Source organism: Bradyrhizobium sp. CFUWI, from assembly GCF_056429085.1.
This window is the reverse complement of record NZ_JBWJZE010000189.1, coordinates 1-455: the sequence shown is the minus strand read 5'-3', so window position 1 is coordinate 455 and position 455 is coordinate 1. Positions and strand designations below refer to the sequence as shown.

Sequence of the window (455 nt, the reverse complement as noted above, 5' to 3'; positions counted from 1 at the left end):
CTGGAAAACCCCTGGCGCGATCGAGCCCTCCGGCGCCACCCGAAGGGGCCGATCGCAAAAAACCTTCCTCCCGGCCTTTCCCTTTTTGTTCTTCGCGGCACCGCTTGCTGCCGCCGGGCCGTCACCGGCCCAACGGGTCATGGCGCGCCCGCATGCGCCGTGGCCCGCAGCCGGCGGACCGTTTCCGTCTCCTGCGGCCACGCCTTCTCCTCCGGTGCGAACCGGGCGCGCAGATAACCCAGCAGGTCGGCGATCTGCCGGTCGTTCAGGCTGTCGCGGAAGCCCGGCATGTACCCCAGGGCGCCGTCGGCCGGCTCCTGGATGCCGTGCAGGATCACCTGGACCAGGTTGTCCGGCGTGGCGGCGTGCAGGTTGGTGTTGAGGCCCAGCTGCGGCTTCGCGCCGAACAGCGTCGGACCGCTGCCGGCCTCGTGGCAGACGGCGCAGGCGTTCTG

Annotated in this window: 1 protein-coding gene; it reads right to left on the bottom strand. The window is 70.8% G+C overall.

The window, feature by feature from the left end; translation table 11 throughout:
• Window positions 1-137 precede the first annotated feature (137 nt).
• A partial coding sequence (locus AC066S_RS39355) for a c-type cytochrome (RefSeq protein WP_478271989.1) occupies window positions 138-455 on the bottom strand: 318 nt, incomplete at its 5' end.